A 21,438-nucleotide genomic window follows, 5' to 3' on the forward strand; every position below is an offset into this window, starting at 1 on the left:
GTCGTCCACATTTTTCGTATACGACACGGATCCTGTGGGAGCGGGCTTGCCCGCGAAGGCGCCCGTTCAGCCACTGAAATTTTATGATCCCGCCAAAGCCTTCAACGCCGCCTTGCGCTCCCCGACCGGCAACGCACCAAGCTGCTCGACTGCTGCATAAAACTTCGCCCAATCTCCGCCCACCTGCCTGAACAACGCCGCAAACGCCGCCACCCATTGGTCGTACAGCCCAAATGGCAACAGACGGGCATTGTTCATCGGTGCATTGATCCACGCGTCATAGCGTTTGTCCCCAGCCCATTGGCTGTCGCGCAGCTGCCGGTATTCATCCCGCAAGCGTTCGAACTCGTCGGCTTTGCGCTGACGCATCTGGTCGGCGGGCAGGGGCAGGGTGTATAGCCGTTCGAGTCGCGAGCGGGTATCCAGAACCAATTGAACGAACTGGTTGCGTTGTTGCACCTTCGCGCCGCTGTCCGGTGCCAGGCCGCGGAATGCACGCCATTGGCGGGTGCCTTCCTGTTCGACGAAGGTGGCGAAAGACTCATTGAATTCAGTGTCATCCTTCACATAAAAACGTTGATGCGCCAGCTCATGGAAGATCAGCGTGGCCAATCGTTCGTCACCCCAGGCCATCATCGAACTGATAATCGGATCATTGAACCAGCCGAGCGTCGAATAAGCCTCGACGCCACCGATCGACACGTCCATACCTTGCAAACGTTGCAACGCAGCCTCACCGCGGGCCGCGCTCTGACTGTAATAACCGCGATAGGCAACGCAACCGGCGATCGGGAAGCAATGGTTCTGTGGGGTCAGGGAAAATTCCGGCGTGGCAAACACGTTCCAGACTACGAACGGCCGGCCAATGTCGGCGTACAAACGGTAACTCTGGTTATCCGGCAGCCGCAGCTGTTGGCTGGCGAACGTGCGGGCCCTTTGCGATTGAGTCAGGTGCGCACGCAATAGCGGATCGCGACCGGGATCGGCAATCACTTTGGAAACCGGCTCACGCGCCCGCAGCAATTGCAGCTGACCACTGGCCAATTGGCCGTAATAGCTGACGCCGGCGCAACCGTTGAGAAACAAAAACAGCACGCCCGGAAACAAAATGCGTAAAACGCGATCAAGTAACCCAAGGCTTGGAAGCGGCCTGATCAAAATGAATCATCCCTGGAGAGTCTGCCCGCAAGACTATCCCGCCTGACTGGAGCTCCGCTATGCGCACGTTGATGCTGACAGGAACCCTGTTGATGCTGGCAGGTTGTGCTGGATTCGGATTACCCCCCCATGATCCGTCTCAAGCGTGGATCGACCTGGATTCGAAGCAGGAAGACACCGCGCTGCAAGCGCTGGAAGTCGATGACAAGGCCGCCATCGACAAACGCTATTTCGAGGTTCAGCCGGGTAGCCATGAGTTGACGGTTCGTTATCAATTCCCGGTCGCACCCACCAATATCGGTCCAGACGCCGAGCCGCTATGGCGTGACTGCCAGCTAAACGTGAAATTCAACGACTTCAACGCCGGCGAGCGGTATCAGCTCAAAGCAGGAAATATCGGCTTTCGGCCATGGGCAAAACTTTATGATCAGCAGCGAAAAGTGATTGGCCAAGGTGTACCGGCAGGCTGCCAGCGTACCTGATCGGCGCTATTCTAAAGGACTGGTCCTTGAGAAAATCATCATGCGCAGGTTACCGCTATTGCTTGCTGCAATCATCGTTGCAGGCTGTCAGAGCCCGTTGCCAGCGGTTAATCCGCAGATGGCCTGGGTCGAGTTTTCTACACCATTCCCCAACGATAAATTGCTGATGGCCGAACGCCTGGACAATCAGCGGTTGACCGACGGGCGTTTTTTCCAGGTCACCCCCGGTAGCCATGAGCTGACTGTTCGATTCGACTTTGAAGTGCCCGGTGGTGGTGGCCTGGGCATGATGAACGGCCCCTCGGAACGCTTGTGCTACCTGACCATCAACTACGATCATTTCGAAGCCGGCCAGCGTTATGTGCTCGAAGGCCGTTCGATAGCGTTCACCCCTGGCGCCCGGTTGTACAACGCCAAGCGTGAAATCGTCGCGCAAGATCGAGAGTCCTATTGCCTCATGTGAGGAGAATCAGCGGTCGTTCTTCTGGTAGATGATTTTCTTCGTGCCGCCTTCGCATGAACCGACGACCATGTTCTGATCGTGTACTTCGTCGTTGGTGACGATTTCCAGCGTGTAGGACGAGACGTTATTGGCCTGGATCTTGGCTTCGATCTCGGCCTTGAGTTCTTCACAGGATTTCGTTGCCGCCAGGGCCGATGTGGCCAGCGCGCAACAGATAATCGCCAAGGCAAAACGTTTCATGGTTGAAGCTCCTTTGAGGCAGCGCGCAGAGTAATGCGCGTTAGCTGCTGCCATTTATTCGACCACAATTTCGCCAGCCCTGTTTGTTTAAGGGCAAAAAAGATCGCAGCCCGCCGAGGCTGCGATCTTTTTATCGGGGATTGCGATAACCCGCTATCAGCTGACCAACGTTGCATCCAGACTGATTTTTGCATTCAGAACTTTGGAAACCGGGCAGCCTTCTTTGGCTTTATTGCTCAGTTCCTCAAATTGCGCCTGGGTCGCCCCAGGAATCTTCGCCTTGAGGATCAGTTTCACCGCCGTGATCGCGAATCCGCCGTCCACCTGGTCCAGAGTGACTTCGGCATTGGTATCGATGCTGTCAGCCTTGAGACCGGCATCGCCGAGAATCATCGAAAATGCCATGGAGAAACAGCCCGCATGCGCTGCGCCGATCAGCTCTTCCGGATTGGTCCCCTTGCCGCCTTCGAAGCGCGCCTTGAAGCCGTAGGGCGCTTCTCTGAGAACACCGGTTTCCGTGGAAATCGAGCCGATGCCGGTTTTCAGATCACCTTCCCAATGAGCTGATGCTTTCTTTGTGATAGCCATGAATGCCTCCTCAAGATTCCGGCGCGAGCGTCGCGCCTTCGTGGTTTTCGGTTGCTAGGGTTCTGAGGATAGACCGTGGTGCAAAGTTCACCTGATCTGATTGTTCCTCTTATTTCGTAGGAATTTTGGCTCTGCCATTGAAACTCGGGTATATGCCCTCATTGCATGAATCACGCTTATAGATTCGGCAGGTTTTCGTTTGTAAGAAAAAACCTGCGCCCCCCAATTGGAGAAGCAGGCTTATGAAACGACTGTCCGATATCAAGTTTTCCACCCTCGATCTGGTGCCCGTGCGGGAGAACGGCAGCGCGGCCCAGTCGCTGCGCAATTCCCTGGACCTGGCGCAGCACGTCGAAAAGTTCGGTTACAACCGTTTCTGGGTTGCCGAACACCACAACATGGACGGCATTGCCAGTTCGGCGACTTCGGTACTGCTTGGCTACCTGGCCGGCGGCACTTCGACCATTCGAGTTGGCTCGGGCGGTGTGATGCTGCCAAACCACGCGCCGCTGGTGATCGCCGAGCAGTTCGGCACGCTCGAAAGCCTGTACCCGGGCCGGATCGACCTGGGTCTGGGCCGTGCTCCCGGTTCCGACCAGATGACCGCTCGCGCCTTGCGTCGTGAACGCTCTGGCAGCGCCGACGAGTTTCCGGAAGACGTGGCGGAGCTGATGCGCTACCTCGGCCCGCGCACCCCGGACCAACGGATTATCGCAATGCCAGGCACCGGCACCAATGTCCCGGTCTGGCTGTTGGGCTCCAGCCTGTTCAGTGCACAACTGGCAGGTGAACGCGGTTTGCCCTACGCCTTCGCTTCACATTTCGCACCGCGTTTCATGCATGAGGCCATTCGCGTCTATCGCAATCACTTCAAGCCTTCAGCGGTATTGGATAAGCCCTACGTGATGCTCGGTGTGCCGTTGGTGGCGGCCGATACCGACGAGCAGGCCGATTATCTGGCGACCTCGGTCTATCAGCGCATCCTGGCGTTGATGCGTGGCCAGAGCCTGGTGCAACGTCCGCCGGTAAAAACCATGGACGGCCTGTGGCTGCCTCATGAAAAAGAAGCCGTCGGCGATTTCCTTGGCCTGGCGATGGTTGGCAGTCCGCAGAAAATCCGCGCCAAACTGGACGTGCTGATCGAGCAGACCCAGGCGGACGAGCTGATTTTTACCTGCGACTTGTACGAACATGCCGATCGCGTGCATTCCTATGAGCTGCTGGCGCAGGTCATGAAGGGCTGACGTTCAAATAGCGAGCCCAAAAAAGCCGATGTCGTTGCGTCGGTTTTTTCATTTTCGAGGGTGGTCAGCCTTGCTTGTAGACGATTTGCTTGGAGCCTTTTTCACAGGTGCCGACGACTTTCCCGTCAGCAGCGGCGCCTTTATCGATGATTTCCAGTGAATAATTAGAAATGCCCTTGGCATCGAGTTTCGCTGTGATTTCGGCTTTCAGTTCTTCGCACGACTTGCTCTGAGCCAGGGCTGTTCCCGCAAGACTCAACAAACCTACCGCTAAAATAAAATGCTTCATCGGTCGCATTCCCTGGTCGGATCAATAGGGGCACCCAGCAATCAGCGGGTGTAAATATGTAGCGCTTTGCCATTCCCTATGGCGCTCGGCCAGCGCGCAGGCTCAGAAGATTAGCTCAACCTCAGCTACTGGCAATCCGGAACCCGACCTTGAGCGTCACCTGAAAGTGCGCTGCCTTACCGTCCTTGATGTGCCCGCGGGTTTCGGTCACTTCGAACCATTCCATATATTTAAGGCTTTTGCTGGCCTCGGCCAGTGCGTTGTTGATGGCGTCTTCGATGCTGCTGGTGGACGAACCGACGAGTTCGACTTTTTTATAGGTGTGATGGTCGGTCATGGCGTTCTCCTCAGGGTGTGAAATACAGCCTAGCAGTGATTTTTCGTATTACTTCTGTCGGCCAATCCGAAGTGAAAGTTCAGATTTACTGCACTTTCTCGAAGCCCTGAAGTCCCAACCAACACACGCAACTCAATCAATGCAGGAGAGCCACCATGGCCAACACCTCTTTACGTAAAGCCTCATTGCAAAGCATGGAAGCCGAAATCGAGAGTCTGCTGAAGTCTTTGGAAAATCTGAAGGACGACGCCTCGGACGAGTCGCGTAAAACCCTGAAAGTCCTGAAAAGCAACGCCGAGAACGCGCTGAAGCATTCGCGCCACCTGCTCAGCGATGCCTACGAAGAAGTCAAAGTCAAAACCCGTGAAACCGGGATTGCCACGCGGGACTACGCCCAGGAACACCCTTGGACGACAGCGGGTGTGGCTGTCGGTGCATTGGGTCTGCTCGCGGCTTATCTGCTGTTCAAACGCGGTGACTAATCCGTCTGGCGCAGCTCGTTTTTGAGCCACTGCGCCAGTTGCCGAGCGCGGCCGTCCGCGGCGCGCTTGGGTAGCCACAACGCCAGTTGCGCCGGGGTTTCACTGAAGCCCCAAGGCGCAACCAGGCGCCCGGCTTTCAAGTCCTCGGCCACCAGCGGTTCGGGCGCAATCGCCACACCCAGGCCGGCCACTGCGGCCTCCAGCAAATAATACAAATGCTCGAAACCCTGTCCGTACTTCAATGCTTTGGTGTCGAGGCTGCTTTGCTGTGCCCAACTTGGCCAAGCCTGAGGGCGGGAGGTCGTATGCAGCAATGGCTCGCCCAACAGTGCTGCGGGCGGTGCGTTTTGCAGTCGTTCGTAGCCCGCGAATCGCGGGCTCATGACCGGGCCGATCCGTTCGCTCGCCAACTCATAGACCTGCATGTCCGCAGGCCACGGTGGCTCGGCAAATACCAGCAAGGCGTCCAGCCCCGGCCGGCGCGGATCGAGATCACCCTCACCAGCCGACAGGTGCAGGCGCAAGTCCGGCAGGTCGGTATTCAATCGTCCCAACCTGGGAATAAACCAGCGTGCCAACAAGCTGCCCGAGCAACCCAGCACGAACGGTGCATCGGCGGTGCTTTGGGTCAGCTCTGCACAAACCGTCCGTAATCGCTCGAACGCCTCGCCACTGGCATCGCGCAAGCGAATACCGGCATCTGTGAGTTTCAGGCCGCGCCCGTCCTTGATCAGCAGGCTTACGCCCAAGTGTTCTTCAAGCACCTTGAGTTGTCGGCTGACCGCGCCATGGGTGACGTGCAGCTGTTCGGCGGCCTTGCTGACGCTGTTCAGGCGGGCAGTCGCTTCGAAGGCCCGGAGGGCGTTTAGCGGGGGAAGGTCATGGCTCATGAGATCTGTGAGTTTTCCTGACAGGTTGACGCGATCTTATCGGTTTTCAGCCTGAGGCGTCAGGGGTAGAGTTAGCCCACTCTCTCTTCAAACGCATCCCACGCATTCAACTGGAGCGACCCATGACCCAGACTAACCTGCGCAACGGCCCCGACGCCAACGGCCTGTTTGGCGCGTTCGGCGGCCGTTACGTCGCCGAAACCCTGATGCCGTTGATCCTCGATCTGGCCCGTGAATACGAATTGGCCAAGGAAGATCCTGCATTCAAAGAAGAATTGGCCTACTTCCAGCGCGACTACGTGGGTCGTCCAAGCCCACTGTACTTTGCCGAACGTCTGACAGAGTTCTGTGGCGGCGCGAAGATTTACCTCAAGCGCGAAGAGCTGAACCACACTGGCGCGCACAAGATCAACAACTGCATCGGCCAGATCCTGCTGGCGCGGCGCATGGGCAAGAAACGCATCATCGCCGAGACCGGCGCTGGCATGCACGGCGTGGCGACCGCCACCGTTGCTGCACGTTTCGGCCTTGATTGCGTGATCTACATGGGCACCACTGACATCGAACGTCAGCAGGCCAACGTATTTCGCATGAAGCTGCTGGGCGCCGAAGTGATCCCGGTCGTGGCCGGTACCGGCACCTTGAAAGATGCGATGAACGAAGCCCTGCGTGACTGGGTGACCAACGTTGACAGCACCTTCTACCTGATTGGCACTGTGGCCGGCCCGCACCCTTATCCGGCGATGGTTCGCGACTTCCAGTCCGTTATCGGCAAAGAAACCCGTACTCAACTGCAAGATCAGGAAGGTCGTCTGCCGGACAGCCTGGTGGCGTGCATCGGTGGCGGCTCCAACGCCATGGGCCTGTTTCACCCGTTCCTCGACGACAAGAGCGTCGAGATTATTGGCGTTGAAGCGGCCGGCTACGGCATCGAAACCGGTAAACACGCGGCCAGCCTGAACGGCGGCGTACCGGGGGTACTGCACGGCAACCGTACCTTCCTGCTGCAGGACGACGATGGTCAGATCATCGACGCTCACTCGATCTCTGCCGGCCTCGACTATCCAGGCATCGGACCGGAACACGCCTGGTTGCATGACATCGGCCGCGTTCAGTACACCTCGGTAACCGACGACGAAGCCCTCGACGCATTCCACAAATGCTGCCGCCTGGAAGGGATTATTCCTGCACTGGAAAGCGCTCATGCCCTGGCCGAAGTGTTCAAGCGTGCACCGACCCTGCCAAAAGATCACCTGATGGTGGTCAACCTGTCCGGTCGTGGCGACAAAGACATGCAAACCGTGATGCACCACATGGAACAGTCTCAACAAGAGCAATCCAAGCAGGAGAAACACTGATGAGCCGCCTGCAAACGCGTTTTGCCGAACTCAAGGAACAGAATCGTGCCGCCCTGGTGACCTTCGTGACCGCTGGCGACCCGAGCTATGACACCTCCCTGGCGATCCTCAAAGGCTTGCCCGGCGCGGGTGCCGACGTGATCGAGCTGGGCATGCCCTTCACCGATCCAATGGCCGATGGCCCGGCCATCCAGTTGGCCAACATCCGCGCCCTCGGCGCCAAGCAGAACCTGGCGAAAACCCTGCAAATGGTTCGTGAGTTCCGGGAAGGCAACACCGAGACGCCGCTGGTGCTGATGGGTTATTTCAACCCGATCCACATGTACGGCGTGCCGCGTTTCATCGCGGACGCAAAAGAGGCCGGCGTTGACGGTTTGATCGTGGTCGACCTGCCGCCCGAGCATAACGGCGAGCTGTGCGACCCGGCTCAGGCTGCCGGTCTGGACTTCATCCGCCTGACCACCCCGACGACCGATGATGTGCGCCTGCCGACCGTCTTGAACGGCAGCTCCGGCTTCGTCTATTACGTGTCTGTCGCCGGTGTGACCGGTGCGGGTGCGGCGACGCTGGAACACGTTGAAGAAGCCGTTGCCCGTCTGCGCCGCCATACCGATCTGCCGATCAGCATCGGTTTCGGCATTCGGACACCGGAGCAAGCGGCGTCCATCGCGCGCCTGGCGGATGGTGTGGTGGTGGGGTCGGCGTTGATCGATCACATCGCCAATGCCTCGACGCCGGATCAGGCAGTTGATGGCGTGTTGAGCCTTTGCTCGGCGCTGGCAGATGGCGTGCGTAAAGCCCGCATCAGCTAGAGAAATCAGAGCTCGCGTCACAGACAAACAGCAAGATCAAGGGCTTCAGGACTACGTTCTGAAGCCCTTTTTGTTGTATGTGCAGTTGCTACAAGTCCGCGGTGTTTCTATCACGGCAACTCCAATCCGCCTGACGCTTTGTGCAGCTTTCGCAGGTGCTCACCCACCTGTTTCACGTTGGCTTCGTTGGCGGCCATCTCGGCTGCACGACTCGGTTCGAGCAACGCTCTTACCTCTTTGTCCAGATCGCCTGTGAGCGCCTGAAGCTGTTTCTGGCGCAGACTGCTTTCCGATTCCAGACGTTGCCACTCGCTCGGCTGCGGCAATCCATAACCACCGGTGCCGAGCAGTTCTGCCGGACGGCTGAGGAAGCCGCTGTTGGCAAGGATTTGCTGCAAAGTCGCGTTGGCCTTGTCCATGCCGCCATTTTTCAGTTCCCGAGCGCCCAGATAGCGCTGCTTTACTTCGTCCTGGGCCAGCACCAATTGTTGGCGGAAGGCTGCCTGCTCCAGTAACAGCAGGGCTGCGCTGGTGCGCAAATCGGCTTGGTCGATCCATTGCCGGCGCTCTTCAGCTTTTAAGGCGAGCCAGTCTTCGACCTTTTCCTGCTTGATCGGCAAGTGCTTCTTCAGCACTTCGAACATCGCTTGATAACGATCGCGGAAGGAGTCGAAACGATAACCCAGGCGCAGCGCTTCGCGGGGATCATCCAGCACGCTGGTGTCCGCCAGCCCACGGCCCTTGAGCACTTCCAGCAAACCGTTGGGCATGATGCTGTCCAACCCGACCAGTTTTGTATTGTTGGTGCTGCTACGCAGTAGCTTCAGGCCCTCTACCGCGCAGTTATTGGACAGGAAGAAGTAGTTGCCATCGTAACTCCAGTGCATTTCGGCGGCGTGTTCCACCACGTCTTCGATCTCGCTGCGCGACAGGGTCAGCGGCACCGAGGCCAGGCTGCGCAATTCGGTCTTGGTGTATTCATCGATCACCTGGGCCAACGGCAGGACAAACAGGCGTGACGGATATTTGCCTACCAATCCGTCCCAGCTCGACAGTTGCACATCACCGACGAAGGCGCGGTAGGACAACACCAGGTGCTGATCCAGATCCAATCGACAATCCGGCCCGCGTGGTCGTCCGGGTGCACAGATCACCAACCGCAACATGCTGTGACCCCAGCGGCTGACCCAGTTCTGGTTGGCTTCAGCCAGCAGATAGTCGACGGCGTAGACCCGTTCCGGATCGACCTGGCCCAGGGGCGTTTTGGCGAAATCATTGCCGGCATTGAGGAAGGAAAAGGATTTGCCGCAGGTGTCTTTAGCGGCGGGCGCCCAGCCGAAATGTTCTTTGTAATAACGGTACAGCGCAGGACGGCGACAGGCGTATGCCGGGTCGAGAAGGAAATACTCCATGTTGACCGCGACGAACTCCTTGGGGCTGCTCGTCTCGTAAATGTCCGGGCTGCGAGCAATTTGCCGGTTGTGCTGTTCGCGCTCGCCACGACGGCCTACGTATTGCGGCCAGCCGGCGAGGTCCAGCAGGCGCGGGTCGTCGCTGAGCGTAAAGCGTCGGTCGAACTGGCCGCGGCATTGATCGGGAATGCCAATCAACCCTGAGCTGCTGTTACGGCGGGTGCAGCGTTGAACCAGCCTGCGCTCCGCATCTGGCCATAGGCGCGAGCGGTCATAAATGTGGGTGAGTTCGTGCAACACCGTTGCAAGCATTTCGCGGCGCACGGTGCCATGGGGGCGATAAGTCTTTTTGGTCGCGGCGCTGCCGTCAGTGAGGCTGGCAAGCAGGTTGCGGTTCAGGTCGAGCTCCGACACCAGCGACGCCTGGCCATAAGCGTTGCTCGGCATGTTATCGGTCCAGCCGACGTCGATGCGTCGGTCGAGCTGCTCGATGAACCGCGGCGGCAGCGCCTGCATGGCTTCATCCAGCAGCGCCTGGCTGGCCTGTTGTTGAGCGGGGCTGAGGCCTTCGGTTTTAAGCCTTAATTGCAAGTCAGCCTGGGCCACGTTGCCGAGCAGCAACATGACCCCGGCCAACAGCCAGGCGCCTGTCGACCTCACAGTGCGAGGATGGCTTCGGCGAGAACCTGATCACTGGCGTCGCGAGCTTCCGGTACGCGGGTACGCAACGTGTTGAAGGCCGCTTCCAGGTGCGCGCCACGAATCTCGCCATCGCTGGCGACGAAACTGGCCGCATCGTCGTGGGCTTCACGAATGATCTTTGAGTCTCGGATGGACGTCGTGGTATCGGAAGTGAAATCAAGTGTGCGCTGGGTGGCATTGATGAGGATGTTACTGGTGGCGACCAGAGTGTGCGCCTGGGCCACATCGACCAGGAACAGAAGGCCAAGGGCGGCAACAATCAGAGGGCTACGCATGGAACGACTCCGCAAGAACAAGGATAACTATTGGACGAGAATTGCCTGCGCCAGTTCAAGGTCGCTGGCACGAAGTTTTGGCTGGGTCCGGCGCAGATAAACCAGGGCGGACTCCAGTTGTGCTCCTCGCAGTTGGCCGTCACTGGCGATGAACGCCGCAGCGTCATCGTGTGCCGCGAGTAGCAGCTTACGGTCGAAGGGGGCGGAGGTCACCATGCTTGAGGCGTAGCCGGTAGCCACGATGCCTTGGGTAGACAGATTGAAGGCGTCATAGGCATGGACCGAGCCCACCCAGCAGGCTGCCACGAAAAGCGGGGAGATCAGCAGATTTGAAAGAAAACGCATGAGACTCGATAGCTGAAGGCGAGTCCCAAGGCTAGCGCAACGCCCGATCTAGAGCCAGCGCCAAAACATTGGGACACGGCGGGCGTGTCCCACTTCAGTGGTGACGCTTAGATAGTCAGTATGGCTTGCGCCAGTTGTGCGTCACTCGCGTTCAACTGAGGTGCCTGGTGGCGAATATGGTCGAGTGCACTTTCCAGTTTCACGCCACGAATGGCGCCTTCGCTGGCCACGAAGCTGGCGGCGTCGTCGCGTGCGGCACGTACGATTTTGTCATCGCGAAAGGAAGAAGTGACATCGGAGGTCGCATCGGACGTGGCCTTGAGCGCGCCGACGACGGCATCGGTGGTCACGATAAAGCTGGTGGCGTGGGAATTGGCGGCCACGGCAAGCAGGGCTGCAGCGCTGAGCAGACGAAGACGGGACATGGTGGAACTCCTTTGGAAAACCGATTAAGAGGTGGCGCAGTGTCTGTTTATTCAGACGCCAGTCGTGCAGCGTTCGCCACGCTCCATTTGGATATTAGGCCTATGGTATCGGTTCGCACAGTCCCGTCTGTTCAAGCAGGAAGTTAACGCCAGAACGGTTTATTCATTTCGTGGAGACGATCCGCGTGGCTGATGTTCAGGTCCGAGAGTTGCCGGTCATCCAGTTGGCCCAGCAAACGCCGGGTTCGGGCCCTTTCCAGGTGGTTGGCAACGCCCCTCAGCCATCTACGAAACCCAAGGAAGCGAGGCGTTGTTTGGGGCGTAGAAACGGAAACATCCAGTAAGTGATTCATGGCGCGGTCCTTTTGCTGGCAGTTGAGGATTTCATGGTGATCCCGTCCTCTCTTCCGCAACAGATACACCGCGCTGAAATTGTACTGGTTCAATTGTTTAAATAGTAAAACTGTACCTGTCGAGCAGGGTCTCTACTGTATTACCCGTTTTGAGGGGCCAAAACGACAAAGCCCGTCGTGGTTCCCCACGACGGGCTTTGTTTTTTCAATTTGGAGTGCTGGCGGTGGACCCGGTGGGTCAGAGCCAGCGACGCTAACTTAGCGCCAGAACGGCTTGCTCAGCTCTTCGTAGCGTTGTGCTTCGCTAATCCCTGCGTCAGCCAGCAGACGCGAATCCAGACGAGCCAGTTGATGGCGGCTGGAGATGCGGCGCTGCCACAGCATCAGGTTTGCGAGAACGCGAAGAGGCGTGGAAGCCTGGGTTTTTACAGCGTTGTCTTCGAAAAACAGCTCGGAACTGAGTGTACGTTCCATGGTTGACATCCTTCCGCTTATGGCGGGATTAGGTAGTGGTTTAACTGATGCCAATGATCCTCTCGTTTGGCCAGTCTCTCTAGATACAGTTCACCTGTATTGTGAGGTACCAGTTAACTGTTAAAGGGTGGTGTACTGGTCGAAATTGAGGCAACTGTACTTGTCCGCACTAATATCGTGCGTTTTTGCTGGATTGACTTGGAAAGGTAGGCAATTACGGTAGGAAAAGACCGGTACAGCAGTACAGTTTTATTCAGTATTTGATCTGGCAACAGCAAGCTGACGAAACTGTGTTTGCGTCAGCTGCTATCTGTACCAATTACACCGCGAGCATTCGCCCGGTTTCTTCCAGGTTGATGTGCCAGCTAAGGGCATCACGCAGGATGTGCGGTGTGTGACCGCCGAGCGCACAAGCGGCTGTGAAGTAGTCATCCAGGGCTTGGCGATAGTCCGGGTGCACGCAGTTGTCGATGATGACCCGTGCGCGTTCTCGCGGCGCCAGGCCACGCAAGTCCGCCAGGCCGATCTCGGTGACAAGGATGTCGACGTCATGCTCAGTGTGGTCAACGTGGCTGACCATCGGCACCACGCTGGAAATCGCACCGCCCTTGGCGATCGACTTGGTCACGAAGATTGCCAAGTGAGCATTGCGCGCAAAGTCGCCCGAGCCGCCGATACCGTTCATCATCCGCGTGCCACAGATGTGGGTGGAGTTGACGTTGCCATACAAGTCGAACTCAAGCGCCGTGTTGATGCCGATGATGCCGAGCCGGCGCACCACTTCCGGGTGGTTGGAAATCTCCTGCGGGCGCAGGACCAGTTTGTCCTTGTAGCGCTCAAGGTTGCCAAAAACATCGGTATTGCGACGACTCGACAAGGTGATTGAACTGCCTGAAGCAAAGCTCAGCTTGCCGGCGTCGATCAGGTCGAAGGTCGAGTCCTGAAGCACTTCGGAGTACATCGTCAGGTCTTCGAACGGCGAGTCGATCAGCCCGCACATCACCGAGTTGGCGATGTTGCCAATCCCGGCTTGCAGCGGGCCGAGCTTGTTGGTCATGCGCCCGGCAGCCACTTCCTGCTTGAAGAAGTCGATCAGGTGGTCGGCAATGGCCTGGGTATCAACGTCCGGCGGCAGCACGGTGGACGGCGAGTCGGACTGATTGGTGATCACGATCGCGACGATCTTTTCCGGCGGAATCGGGATGGCTGTGCTGCCAATGCGATCGTCGACCTTGACCAGCGGAATCGGTGTGCGGGTCGGCCGATAGGTCGGGATATAGATGTCATGCAGACCTTCGAGATTCGGGTTGTGCGCGAGGTTGATCTCGACGATCACCTGCTTGGCGAAAATCGCGAAGCTGGCCGAGTTACCCACCGACGTGGTCGGCACGATATGGCCCTGCTCCGTGATCGCCACAGCCTCAATCACTGCGATGTCCGGCAGCTTGAGTTGCTGATTGCGCAGCGACTCCACGGTTTCCGACAGGTGCTGATCGATGAACATCACTTCGCCGGCATTAATAGCCTTGCGCAGGGTGCTGTCGACCTGGAAGGGCATGCGTCGTGACAATACGCCAGCTTCGGTGAGCTGTTTATCGAGGTCGTTGCCCAGGCTGGCGCCGGTCATCAGGGTGATTTTCAGCGGGGTGATTTTGGCGCGTTCGGCCAGTGCGTGGGGCACGGCTTTGGCTTCGCCGGCGCGGGTGAAGCCACTCATGCCGACGGTCATGCCGTCCTCAATCAGAGCGGCGGCGTCAGCAGCGCTCATCACTTTATCCAACAACGAAGGCAAGCGGATACGGTCACGGTACATGGATTGTTATCTCGGGCAACGAAAGCAAGGAGTGCAGTCTAGTGATTTCAAAAAAAATCCTCCCGCTACCATGGTCGAATGCAGAGCCCCGATTTAGAGCCTTTGGTCGGTTTTTAGCGGGCAATAAAAAACCCCAGCCTACTAAAGGCTGAGGTTTTGGGTATTGCGCTGGAGCAGGTTTTACTCGACGGCTTTGACCATGTCTTCGATGACTTTCTTGGCGTCGCCGAAGACCATCATGGTTTTGTCGAGGTAGAACAGCTCGTTGTCCAGACCGGCATAGCCGCTGGCCATCGAGCGCTTGTTGACGATGATCGTCTTGGCCTTGAACGCTTCGAGAATCGGCATACCGGCAATTGGCGATTTCGGATCGTTCTTGGCAGCCGGGTTGACCACGTCGTTGGCGCCCAGTACCAGCACCACGTCGGCCTGGCCAAACTCGGAGTTGATGTCTTCCATTTCGAACACCTGGTCGTAAGGCACTTCGGCCTCGGCCAGCAATACGTTCATGTGGCCAGGCATACGACCGGCGACCGGGTGGATCGCATACTTCACGGTCACGCCGCGATGGGTCAGCTTCTCGGTCAGCTCTTTCAGCGCGTGCTGCGCCCGTGCTACCGCCAGGCCGTAGCCCGGAACGATGATCACGGTGTCGGCGTTGGTCAACAGGAAGGTTGCATCGTCAGCCGAACCGGATTTCACCGGGCGGGCTTCTTTCGAGCCAGCAGGGCCGGCGGCGTCCGCGGTGTTGCCGAAACCACCGAGCAGCACGTTGAAGAACGAGCGGTTCATCGCTTTGCACATGATGTACGAGAGAATCGCACCGGACGAACCTACCAGCGAGCCGGCGATGATCAGCATCGAGTTGTTCAGCGAGAAGCCGATGCCTGCTGCTGCCCAGCCGGAGTAACTGTTGAGCATCGACACAACCACCGGCATATCCGCGCCGCCGATCGGGATGATGATCAGCACGCCCAGCACGAAGGCCAAGGCCAGCATCAGCGCGAAGGCGTTCAGGTTACCGGTCAGCATGAAAGTCACGCCGAGGCCCAGTGTCGCCAGGCCCAGCAGCAGGTTCAGCTTGTGCTGACCGCCGAACTGTACGGGGGCGCCCTGGAACAGGCGGAACTTGTACTTGCCCGACAGCTTGCCGAAGGCGATCACCGAACCGGAGAAGGTGATTGCACCGATGGCCGCACCGAGGAACAGCTCCAGACGGTTACCGGCAGGAATCGCATCGCCCAGTTGCTTGACGATGCCCAGCGATTGCGGCTCGACAACTGCTGCAATGGCAATGAACACCGCGGCCATACCGATCATGCTGTGCATGAAGGCGACCAGTTCCGGCATTTTGGTCATTTCAACGCGCTTGGCCATGATCGACCCGGCGGTACCTCCGACCAACAGGCCTACGATGACGTAGCCGATGCCGGCGGTGGCCAATTCGGCACCTAGCTTATAGACGAGACCCACTGTGGTGAGAATTGCCAAAGCCATGCCGAGCATGCCGTACACATTGCCGCGCCGCGAGGTGGTCGGGTGCGACAGGCCTTTCAGGGCCTGGATGAAGCAGATCGACGCGATCAAGTAGAGCGTCGTTACGAGATTCATGCTCATTACTTAGGCGCCTCTTCTTTTACTGCTTTCGGGGCTTTTTTCTTGAACATCTCAAGCATCCTGCGGGTAACCAGGAAGCCGCCAAATACGTTCACCGCTGCCAGGGCTACCGCCAGGGTGCCCATGGTCTTGCCCAGTGGCGTTACGGTCAAAGCCGCGGCCAGCATGGCGCCGACGATCACGATCGCCGAGATTGCGTTGGTTACCGCCATCAAAGGCGTGTGCAGTGCGGGCGTAACGTTCCAGACCACGTGATAACCGACATAAATCGCCAGCACGAAGATGATCAGGTTGTAGATACCGGGGGAGATAAGCTCTTCCATCGTCTGAATCCCTGCTTAGGCGTTTTTGCGGATGACTTGGCCGTCGCGGCACATCAGGCACGCGGCGACGATGTCGTCTTCGAGGTTGATCTCGAACTGGCCTTCTTTGTTGAAGACCAGCTTCAGGAAGTCCAGCAGGTTGCGTGCGTACAGGGCCGAAGCGTCTGCGGCGACGGCGCCGGCCAGGTTGGTCGGGCCGCAAATGATTACGCCGTTCTCGACCACAACCTGGTCCGCCACGGTCAGCGGGCAGTTGCCGCCCTGGGCTGCCGCGAGGTCGATGACCACCGAGCCCGGCTTCATCTGCGCCACGGTTTCCGCGCTCAACAATACTGGCGCCTTACGGCCCGGGATCAGTGCGGTGGTGATGACAATGTCAGCCTGTTTGGCGCGTTCGTGCACGGCCAGGGCCTGACGTTGCATCCAGCTGGCAGGCATTGGTCGCGCGTAACCACCGACACCAACGGCACATTCGCGCTCTTCATCGGTTTCGTAAGGCACGTCGACGAACTTGGCGCCGAGGGATTCGATCTGCTCTTTTACCGCAGGGCGTACATCAGACGCTTCGATCACTGCACCCAGACGTTTCGCTGTAGCTATCGCCTGCAAACCGGCTACACCTGCGCCAAGAATCAGCACGCGCGCCGCTTTCACGGTACCCGCAGCCGTCATCAGCATCGGCATGAAGCGTGGATAGTGGTGAGCGGCCAGCAACACGGCTTTATAACCGGCGATGTTTGCCTGGGAGGACAGAACATCCAGGCTCTGAGCGCGGGAGGTGCGTGGCGCGGCTTCCAGCGCAAACGCGGTAATGCCGCACTCGGCCAGCTTGGCAATGGTTTCATTGCTGAACGGATTGAGCATGCCCACCACAACGGTGCCGCTCTTAATCAGCGTCAGCTCGCTGTCGCTGGGGGCGACCACCTTGAGAATCAGTTCGGCACCAAACGCATCGTTGGCGCTGCCAATAATTGCGCCTGCCGCTTCATAGGCACTGTCGACAACGCTGGCATTAATACCGGCGCCGCTTTGCACAGTGACCTTATGACCCTGGCCGATCAGCTTCTTGATGGTTTCCGGGGTTGCAGCAACCCGCGTTTCACCCGTCTGGGTTTCGAGAGGAACACCAATGTGCACGTCAAATCTCCTGCGTGATCTTATTGAGTAAACCCAGGCACTTCGGATGGTGCGGCTGGGGCGGCCGATCAGCACGATCCCGCCAAATCAGGGCGGGGCGCGGCATTTTGCAGGCGAACTTAGTGCCCTTCAAGGGTTTATGAGGGGTGACGGAAAATTAACTACAAGTCACCCCGTGACCGAATGTCGCAACTGACCGGTTCAATCCCTTGCAGGCCGTGCCTTGTAAGGATTTTTATAAAAATTGGAGAATTTACGCATCGGTCAGGTGAATGAGGCGTTATTGCTCCGCAATAGAGGCTCAAGGCCACGTTTTCAGGCGCTTGTGGGACGTTTGTACTGCTTGTCGGTACAGTTATCAAATATGCGACAAATACTTATATCTGTAGTGTTTTGGTTTTGTTGACTACGCAGTCAGATTGTTGCGAAAAGCCTTTATCCTTCTAGGCTGTAGCTCTGTGCCTGATTGACCAACCAATCGCGAAATGCCCTTAAAGAGGCTGATTCGACCTTTCGCTCGGGAATCATCAAGTAATACGCCTTGATACTTGATAGCGCCTGGGGGTTGGCAATGACCAGGCGCTTCTCGGCCAATTCGCGTTGAATCAGGAACGGCGGAATCAGTGCTATTCCCATATCGTGCATGGCCGCTTGGGCAAGCATGGAGAATAGCTCGTAGCGCGGTCCTGTCATGTCTCGCGGGATATTTAGGTTTTGAGAGTTGAACCACTGGCGCCAGGCATAAGGGCGAGTGGTCTGCTGCAACAGGGGCAATTCGGCGATGTCGCCGGGAGACAGGGTTGTGTTTTTCCCCATGAGATTGGGGCTGCACACCGGCATCGGATTTTCGCCCATCAGCCTGTGGGATTCGGTACCCGACCAGTCCGCGTCGCCAAAATAGATCGCGGCATCGAAGTCGGTGTCGGCAAACAGAAAGGGCCGCGTTCGGTTAGTGAGGTTGACCGTCACTTCCGGGTGTTTTTGCTGGAAATCCTTGAGCCTTGGCAGCAGCCATTGAGTGCCAAAGGTTGGAACCACTGCCAACTCAATCACGTTGGCACCTTGCTGGCCCATCACTGACAAGGTGTCCCGTTCAACGGCATCGAGTTGGGTGGCCACCCGGCGGCTGTAGGAAAGACCGGCCTCCGTCAGCTTGACCCCACGTCGCGAGCGTCGGAACAGTTCTACGCTGAGGAACTCCTCAAGGCTGGCGATCTGTCGGCAAATGGCGCCTTGAGTGAGCGAAAGCTCCTGAGCTGCCTTGGTAAAACTTTCGTGGCGAGCGGCCGCTTCAAAGCTGATCAGGGCCGTTGTGCTGGGGATTTTCCTGCGCATGTACGTCAACCTCACTAATACATCGCATAAAAGCTATTTTGCGATGTTTCGGAGTGAGAAATTAGCACAACAGTATGCAAAATCCTCGTTTGCCGTAACGCCGAACCCGGCCTAGGATCAGCCCACGTTATTTGACCCGATTCGAGAGGACACACTCATGGGCGGTAAAGCTAGCTTCAACTGGATCGATCCCCTGCTGCTGGATCAACAGCTCACCGAAGAAGAACGCATGATCCGCGACACCGCTGAGCAATTCGCTCAGCAGAAGCTCGCGCCGCGTGTTCTCGAAGCTTTCCGCCATGAAAAGACCGACCCGGCAATCTTCCGCGAGATGGGAGAAGTAGGCCTGTTGGGCGCGACTATCCCTGAGCAGTATGGTGGCAGCGGCCTGAACTACGTCAGCTACGGCCTGATTGCCCGTGAAGTCGAACGCGTCGACTCCGGCTATCGCTCTATGATGAGTGTGCAGTCCTCGCTGGTCATGGTGCCGATCAATGAATTCGGCACCGAAGCGCAGAAGCAAAAGTACCTGCCGAAACTGGCTTCGGGTGAATGGATCGGTTGCTTTGGTCTGACCGAACCTGACCACGGCTCCGACCCAGGCGCGATGATTACTCGTGCCCGCAAAGTGGAAGGCGGCTACAGCCTGACCGGCAGCAAGATGTGGATCACCAACAGCCCGATCGCCGATGTGTTCGTCGTATGGGGCAAGGACGATGCGGGTGACATCCGTGGCTTCGTTCTGGAGAAGGGCTGGAAAGGCCTGAGCGCTCCGGCGATTCACGGCAAGGTCGGCCTGCGTGCATCCATCACCGGCGAGATCGTCATGGATAACGTGTTTGTCCCCGAAGAAAACATTTTCCCGGATGTGCGCGGTCTGAAAGGTCCGTTCACCTGCCTCAACTCCGCACGCTATGGCATCTCCTGGGGTGCGCTGGGTGCTGCCGAGTTCTGCTGGCATACCGCTCGCCAGTACACTCTGGATCGCAAGCAGTTCGGTCGCCCATTGGCCGCCACCCAGCTGATCCAGAAGAAGCTGGCCGACATGCAGACCGAGATCACCATGGCGCTGCAAGGCTGCCTGCGTCTGGGTCGTATGAAGGACGAGGGTACTGCAGCGGTAGAGATCACTTCGATGATGAAACGCAATTCCTGCGGCAAGTCCCTGGACATTGCTCGCATGGCGCGCGACATGCTGGGTGGTAACGGTATTTCCGATGAATTCGGTGTTGCTCGCCACTTGGTCAACCTGGAAGTGGTGAACACCTATGAAGGTACGCATGACGTCCATGCGCTGATCCTCGGTCGTGCGCAGACTGGCATTCAGGCGTTCTATTAATAGGAGAACGGCCATGGGCGCGCTTTCGCATCTACGGGTACTGGATTTATCGCGGGTGCTGGCTGGGCCTTGGGCCGGGCAGATCCTTGCTGACCTTGGCGCCGAAGTGATCAAGGTCGAGCGCCCGGGTAATGGCGATGACACGCGCGCCTGGGGGCCTCCCTTCCTTAAAGACGCTTATGGCGAGAACACTAGCGAGGCCGCCTATTACTTGTCGGCCAATCGCAACAAGCAATCGGTCACCATCGACTTCACTCGGCCTGAAGGGCAGAAGCTGGTGCGTGATCTGGCGGCGAAGTCGGACATCCTGATCGAGAACTTCAAGGTCGGTGGGTTGGCGGCCTATGGTTTGGACTATGAGTCGCTAAAAGCGATTAATCCAAATCTGATTTATTGCTCGATTACCGGGTTTGGTCAGACCGGCCCTTATGCCAAGCGCGCGGGTTATGACTTCATGATCCAGGGGTTGGGCGGCCTGATGAGTCTGACGGGGCGACCCGAGGGGGATGAGGGTGCCGGGCCGGTGAAGGTTGGCGTGGCGCTGACGGACATTTTGACCGGTCTCTATTCCACTGTGGCGATCCTTGCAGCGCTTGCGCATCGGGATCATGACGGTGGCGGTCAGCATATTGATATGGCGTTGCTGGATGTTCAGGTGGCTTGCCTGGCTAACCAGGCAATGAATTACCTGACTACCGGCAATGCTCCTAAGCGCCTGGGCAATGCTCATCCGAATATCGTGCCTTATCAGGACTTTCCTACGGCGGATGGAGACTTCATCCTCACCGTGGGTAATGACGGGCAGTTTCGCAAATTCGCTGAAGTGGCTGGACAGCCGCAATGGGCAGATGATCCACGCTTTGCGACCAATAAATTGCGGGTGGCGAATCGCGCGGAGTTGATCCCACTTATTCGCCAGGCGACTGTATTCAAGACGACTGCTGAGTGGGTGCTGCAGCTGGAGCAGGCAGGTGTGCCGTGCGGGCCGATCAATGATCTGGCTCAGATGTTTGCTGATCCTCAGGTTAAGGCGCGCGGGTTGGCCATCGAACTGCCCCATGTGCTGGCCGGGATGGTGCCGCAAGTGGCGAGTCCGATTCGCCTGTCCGAAACGCCTGTGGAGTATCGCAATGCACCTCCTCTATTAGGGGAGCATACGCTGGAGGTTCTGCAGCGGGTGTTGGGTCTGGATGCTGGTGCTGTGGCGGCATTCAAAGAGGCCGGAGTGCTCTGAGGACTTCTTCTATATAGAAGAGGGTGTGAGCTGTTTTGAGCGCTCTGCAAGTACTTGATAGAAAAATGCAATTAGGGGTTGACGGCAGATTCTGGAAGTCTATAATTCGCCCCACTTCCGGCGCAGTCGAAACGGGAAACTCCTTGGTAAACAATGAGTTATGCAGTTTTCGACAGCGAGCTGCTTCAGGTCATCGAAGCCCAGAAGGAGTTGAAAGAGCAGGGTGGTTTGGCGCTTTTGACGGTTCGATCTTCTCGGTCGAAAGCGGTGTAAAAGAGGTGTTGACAGCAGCGAGTAACGCTGTAGAATTC

The 21,438-nt window shown here is 57.7% G+C and carries 26 protein-coding genes; 9 read left to right on the forward strand and 17 right to left on the reverse strand.

Annotated elements, in window-relative coordinates; translation table 11 throughout:
• Window positions 1–81 precede the first annotated feature (81 nt).
• Complete coding sequence (locus AC3WP4_RS20040) at window positions 82–1,158, reverse strand: aminopeptidase (RefSeq protein ID WP_102615812.1); 1,077 nt, start codon at window positions 1,156–1,158, stop codon at window positions 82–84.
• A 59-nt stretch (window positions 1,159–1,217) separates the two neighbouring features.
• On the opposite strand from AC3WP4_RS20040, the gene AC3WP4_RS20045 reads away from it, so the two are divergent.
• Entirely contained in the window at window positions 1,218–1,640 is a 423-nt protein-coding gene (locus AC3WP4_RS20045) for a PA0061/PA0062 family lipoprotein (protein ID WP_074872354.1), read from the forward strand.
• Window positions 1,641–1,680: 40 nt separating this feature from the next.
• Entirely contained in the window at window positions 1,681–2,103 is a 423-nt protein-coding gene (locus AC3WP4_RS20050) for a PA0061/PA0062 family lipoprotein (protein ID WP_074872356.1), read from the forward strand.
• 6 nt (window positions 2,104–2,109) lie between these two features.
• Here AC3WP4_RS20050 and AC3WP4_RS20055 read toward each other — a convergent pair whose 3' ends face one another.
• On the reverse strand, window positions 2,110–2,343 hold the full coding sequence (locus tag AC3WP4_RS20055) for a DUF1161 domain-containing protein (protein ID WP_074872359.1): 234 nt from the start codon (window positions 2,341–2,343) through the stop codon (window positions 2,110–2,112).
• A gap of 156 nt (window positions 2,344–2,499) precedes the next feature.
• A complete protein-coding gene (locus tag AC3WP4_RS20060; RefSeq protein ID WP_008152515.1) occupies window positions 2,500–2,931 on the reverse strand; it encodes an OsmC family protein in 432 nt (143 codons plus the stop codon).
• A 242-nt stretch (window positions 2,932–3,173) separates the two neighbouring features.
• On the opposite strand from AC3WP4_RS20060, the gene AC3WP4_RS20065 reads away from it, so the two are divergent.
• The gene (locus AC3WP4_RS20065; RefSeq protein ID WP_102615813.1) at window positions 3,174–4,175 is read left to right on the forward strand and encodes an LLM class flavin-dependent oxidoreductase; all 1,002 of its coding nucleotides are present in this window, start codon (window positions 3,174–3,176) and stop codon (window positions 4,173–4,175) included.
• A gap of 64 nt (window positions 4,176–4,239) precedes the next feature.
• Here the strand turns inward: AC3WP4_RS20065 and AC3WP4_RS20070 are convergent, their stop codons facing one another.
• On the reverse strand, window positions 4,240–4,464 hold the full coding sequence (locus AC3WP4_RS20070) for a DUF1161 domain-containing protein (protein ID WP_074872364.1): 225 nt from the start codon (window positions 4,462–4,464) through the stop codon (window positions 4,240–4,242).
• 121 nt (window positions 4,465–4,585) lie between these two features.
• Window positions 4,586–4,801: a dodecin gene (locus AC3WP4_RS20075; protein ID WP_008027736.1), complete on the reverse strand. Its 216-nt coding sequence runs from the start codon at window positions 4,799–4,801 to the stop codon at window positions 4,586–4,588.
• Between the two features lie 155 nt (window positions 4,802–4,956).
• On the opposite strand from AC3WP4_RS20075, the gene AC3WP4_RS20080 reads away from it, so the two are divergent.
• Entirely contained in the window at window positions 4,957–5,283 is a 327-nt protein-coding gene (locus tag AC3WP4_RS20080) for an ElaB/YgaM/YqjD family protein (RefSeq protein ID WP_074872366.1), read from the forward strand.
• Here the strand turns inward: AC3WP4_RS20080 and AC3WP4_RS20085 are convergent.
• Window positions 5,280–6,173 carry a LysR family transcriptional regulator gene (locus AC3WP4_RS20085; RefSeq protein WP_076029114.1) on the reverse strand — a complete coding sequence of 298 codons (894 nt, stop codon included), beginning with the start codon at window positions 6,171–6,173 and terminating at the stop codon, window positions 5,280–5,282. The genes AC3WP4_RS20080 and AC3WP4_RS20085 overlap by 4 nt on opposite strands.
• A gap of 122 nt (window positions 6,174–6,295) precedes the next feature.
• Here AC3WP4_RS20085 and trpB point away from each other — a divergent pair, with 122 nt between their 5' ends.
• Together trpB and trpA are read left to right on the forward strand one after the other, a co-directional pair.
• Complete coding sequence (gene trpB, locus AC3WP4_RS20090) at window positions 6,296–7,531, forward strand: tryptophan synthase subunit beta (protein ID WP_102615814.1); 1,236 nt, start codon at window positions 6,296–6,298, stop codon at window positions 7,529–7,531.
• The gene (gene trpA, locus AC3WP4_RS20095) at window positions 7,531–8,343 is read left to right on the forward strand and encodes a tryptophan synthase subunit alpha (protein ID WP_074872371.1); all 813 of its coding nucleotides are present in this window, start codon (window positions 7,531–7,533) and stop codon (window positions 8,341–8,343) included. Before trpB ends, trpA begins: the two co-directional genes overlap by 1 nt.
• 110 nt (window positions 8,344–8,453) lie before the next feature.
• Here the strand turns inward: trpA and AC3WP4_RS20100 are convergent, their stop codons facing one another.
• The 11 genes from AC3WP4_RS20100 to AC3WP4_RS20150 form a co-directional block, all read right to left on the reverse strand.
• Complete coding sequence (locus AC3WP4_RS20100; RefSeq protein WP_102615815.1) at window positions 8,454–10,415, reverse strand: DUF7844 domain-containing protein; 1,962 nt, start codon at window positions 10,413–10,415, stop codon at window positions 8,454–8,456.
• The gene (locus AC3WP4_RS20105; RefSeq protein WP_076029111.1) at window positions 10,412–10,732 is read right to left on the reverse strand and encodes a DUF2388 domain-containing protein; all 321 of its coding nucleotides are present in this window, start codon (window positions 10,730–10,732) and stop codon (window positions 10,412–10,414) included. The genes AC3WP4_RS20100 and AC3WP4_RS20105 overlap by 4 nt, the downstream gene beginning before the upstream one ends.
• Window positions 10,733–10,759: 27 nt before the next feature.
• Window positions 10,760–11,077 (reverse strand): DUF2388 domain-containing protein, encoded by a 318-nt coding sequence (locus AC3WP4_RS20110; RefSeq protein ID WP_074872377.1) that lies wholly within the window; start codon window positions 11,075–11,077, stop codon window positions 10,760–10,762.
• A gap of 107 nt (window positions 11,078–11,184) precedes the next feature.
• The gene (locus AC3WP4_RS20115) at window positions 11,185–11,502 is read right to left on the reverse strand and encodes a DUF2388 domain-containing protein (RefSeq protein WP_074872379.1); all 318 of its coding nucleotides are present in this window, start codon (window positions 11,500–11,502) and stop codon (window positions 11,185–11,187) included.
• Between the two features lie 143 nt (window positions 11,503–11,645).
• Window positions 11,646–11,855, reverse strand: coding sequence for a DUF1127 domain-containing protein (locus AC3WP4_RS20120; protein ID WP_074872381.1), 210 nt, complete (start codon window positions 11,853–11,855; stop codon window positions 11,646–11,648).
• Window positions 11,856–12,113: 258 nt separating this feature from the next.
• Window positions 12,114–12,329, reverse strand: coding sequence for a DUF1127 domain-containing protein (locus AC3WP4_RS20125; RefSeq protein ID WP_008154465.1), 216 nt, complete (start codon window positions 12,327–12,329; stop codon window positions 12,114–12,116).
• Between the two features lie 319 nt (window positions 12,330–12,648).
• Complete coding sequence (gene scpC / locus AC3WP4_RS20130) at window positions 12,649–14,142, reverse strand: succinyl-CoA:acetate CoA-transferase ScpC (RefSeq protein WP_074872382.1); 1,494 nt, start codon at window positions 14,140–14,142, stop codon at window positions 12,649–12,651.
• Between the two features lie 180 nt (window positions 14,143–14,322).
• Window positions 14,323–15,759, reverse strand: coding sequence for an NAD(P)(+) transhydrogenase (Re/Si-specific) subunit beta (locus AC3WP4_RS20135; protein WP_074872384.1), 1,437 nt, complete (start codon window positions 15,757–15,759; stop codon window positions 14,323–14,325).
• Entirely contained in the window at window positions 15,759–16,082 is a 324-nt protein-coding gene (locus AC3WP4_RS20140) for an NAD(P) transhydrogenase subunit alpha part 2 (protein ID WP_003187010.1), read from the reverse strand. Before AC3WP4_RS20140 ends, AC3WP4_RS20135 begins: the two co-directional genes overlap by 1 nt.
• A gap of 15 nt (window positions 16,083–16,097) precedes the next feature.
• Window positions 16,098–17,219 carry a Re/Si-specific NAD(P)(+) transhydrogenase subunit alpha gene (locus AC3WP4_RS20145; RefSeq protein ID WP_074872386.1) on the reverse strand — a complete coding sequence of 374 codons (1,122 nt, stop codon included), beginning with the start codon at window positions 17,217–17,219 and terminating at the stop codon, window positions 16,098–16,100.
• A gap of 435 nt (window positions 17,220–17,654) precedes the next feature.
• On the reverse strand, window positions 17,655–18,554 hold the full coding sequence (locus tag AC3WP4_RS20150; protein ID WP_074872388.1) for a LysR family transcriptional regulator: 900 nt from the start codon (window positions 18,552–18,554) through the stop codon (window positions 17,655–17,657).
• A gap of 157 nt (window positions 18,555–18,711) precedes the next feature.
• Between AC3WP4_RS20150 and AC3WP4_RS20155 the strand changes: the two genes are divergently transcribed.
• The 3 genes from AC3WP4_RS20155 to AC3WP4_RS20165 all read left to right on the forward strand — a co-directional run.
• On the forward strand, window positions 18,712–19,893 hold the full coding sequence (locus AC3WP4_RS20155) for an acyl-CoA dehydrogenase (protein WP_008154475.1): 1,182 nt from the start codon (window positions 18,712–18,714) through the stop codon (window positions 19,891–19,893).
• A gap of 13 nt (window positions 19,894–19,906) precedes the next feature.
• On the forward strand, window positions 19,907–21,127 hold the full coding sequence (locus AC3WP4_RS20160; protein ID WP_074872390.1) for a CaiB/BaiF CoA transferase family protein: 1,221 nt from the start codon (window positions 19,907–19,909) through the stop codon (window positions 21,125–21,127).
• Between the two features lie 35 nt (window positions 21,128–21,162).
• The coding region (locus AC3WP4_RS20165) for a hypothetical protein (protein ID WP_218219205.1) at window positions 21,163–21,438 on the forward strand (276 nt) is incomplete at its 3' end.

It is taken from the genome of Pseudomonas sp. FW305-20 (genome assembly GCF_058788075.1).

Excerpts from the sequence above, each read along its gene's own strand:
- AC3WP4_RS20045 (WP_074872354.1), top strand. The coding sequence starts at position 1,218 with ATGCGCACGTTGATGCTGACAGGAACCCTGTTGATGCTGGCAGGTTGT.
- AC3WP4_RS20050 (WP_074872356.1), top strand. The coding sequence starts at position 1,681 with ATGCGCAGGTTACCGCTATTGCTTGCTGCAATCATCGTTGCAGGCTGT.
- AC3WP4_RS20055 (WP_074872359.1), bottom strand. The coding sequence starts at position 2,343 with ATGAAACGTTTTGCCTTGGCGATTATCTGTTGCGCGCTGGCCACATCG.
- AC3WP4_RS20060 (WP_008152515.1), bottom strand. The coding sequence starts at position 2,931 with ATGGCTATCACAAAGAAAGCATCAGCTCATTGGGAAGGTGATCTGAAA.
- AC3WP4_RS20065 (WP_102615813.1), top strand. The coding sequence starts at position 3,174 with ATGAAACGACTGTCCGATATCAAGTTTTCCACCCTCGATCTGGTGCCC.
- AC3WP4_RS20070 (WP_074872364.1), bottom strand. The coding sequence starts at position 4,464 with ATGAAGCATTTTATTTTAGCGGTAGGTTTGTTGAGTCTTGCGGGAACA.
- AC3WP4_RS20075 (WP_008027736.1), bottom strand. The coding sequence starts at position 4,801 with ATGACCGACCATCACACCTATAAAAAAGTCGAACTCGTCGGTTCGTCC.
- AC3WP4_RS20080 (WP_074872366.1), top strand. The coding sequence starts at position 4,957 with ATGGCCAACACCTCTTTACGTAAAGCCTCATTGCAAAGCATGGAAGCC.
- AC3WP4_RS20085 (WP_076029114.1), bottom strand. The coding sequence starts at position 6,173 with ATGAGCCATGACCTTCCCCCGCTAAACGCCCTCCGGGCCTTCGAAGCG.
- trpB (WP_102615814.1), top strand. The coding sequence starts at position 6,296 with ATGACCCAGACTAACCTGCGCAACGGCCCCGACGCCAACGGCCTGTTT.
- trpA (WP_074872371.1), top strand. The coding sequence starts at position 7,531 with ATGAGCCGCCTGCAAACGCGTTTTGCCGAACTCAAGGAACAGAATCGT.
- AC3WP4_RS20105 (WP_076029111.1), bottom strand. The coding sequence starts at position 10,732 with ATGCGTAGCCCTCTGATTGTTGCCGCCCTTGGCCTTCTGTTCCTGGTC.
- AC3WP4_RS20110 (WP_074872377.1), bottom strand. The coding sequence starts at position 11,077 with ATGCGTTTTCTTTCAAATCTGCTGATCTCCCCGCTTTTCGTGGCAGCC.
- AC3WP4_RS20115 (WP_074872379.1), bottom strand. The coding sequence starts at position 11,502 with ATGTCCCGTCTTCGTCTGCTCAGCGCTGCAGCCCTGCTTGCCGTGGCC.
- AC3WP4_RS20120 (WP_074872381.1), bottom strand. The coding sequence starts at position 11,855 with ATGAATCACTTACTGGATGTTTCCGTTTCTACGCCCCAAACAACGCCT.
- AC3WP4_RS20125 (WP_008154465.1), bottom strand. The coding sequence starts at position 12,329 with ATGGAACGTACACTCAGTTCCGAGCTGTTTTTCGAAGACAACGCTGTA.
- scpC (WP_074872382.1), bottom strand. The coding sequence starts at position 14,142 with ATGTACCGTGACCGTATCCGCTTGCCTTCGTTGTTGGATAAAGTGATG.
- AC3WP4_RS20135 (WP_074872384.1), bottom strand. The coding sequence starts at position 15,759 with ATGAGCATGAATCTCGTAACGACGCTCTACTTGATCGCGTCGATCTGC.
- AC3WP4_RS20140 (WP_003187010.1), bottom strand. The coding sequence starts at position 16,082 with ATGGAAGAGCTTATCTCCCCCGGTATCTACAACCTGATCATCTTCGTG.
- AC3WP4_RS20150 (WP_074872388.1), bottom strand. The coding sequence starts at position 18,554 with ATGCGCAGGAAAATCCCCAGCACAACGGCCCTGATCAGCTTTGAAGCG.
- AC3WP4_RS20155 (WP_008154475.1), top strand. The coding sequence starts at position 18,712 with ATGGGCGGTAAAGCTAGCTTCAACTGGATCGATCCCCTGCTGCTGGAT.
- AC3WP4_RS20160 (WP_074872390.1), top strand. The coding sequence starts at position 19,907 with ATGGGCGCGCTTTCGCATCTACGGGTACTGGATTTATCGCGGGTGCTG.